1 rRNA gene is annotated in these 213 nt (G+C 50.2%); it reads right to left on the bottom strand.

From position 1 onward, the window contains the following. Positions 1-92: 92 nt before the first annotated feature. Positions 93-205, bottom strand: a 5S ribosomal RNA gene (gene rrf / locus F3J24_RS24785). Positions 206-213 lie beyond the last annotated feature (8 nt).

Raw genomic sequence — 213 nt, forward strand, 5'->3', positions numbered from 1 at the left:
ACTTTTAAAACGTTTTTGCGTTTTCTTCTCACCCCTCATCACAAGGAGGGAGAAGAAAACGCCTGGCGTGAGCCAGGCGTTTTGGCGTAAGAGCCTGACGATGACCTACTTTCACACGGGAACCCGCACTATCATCGGCGCAAAGTCGTTTCACTGTCCTGTTCGGGATGGGAAGGAGTGGTACCAACTTGCTATGGTCATCAGGCATAAACT

It is taken from the genome of Comamonas sp. Tr-654 (assembly GCF_011752915.1).
In the GTDB taxonomy this organism is placed as follows: Bacteria; Pseudomonadota; Gammaproteobacteria; order Burkholderiales; family Burkholderiaceae_C; genus Comamonas.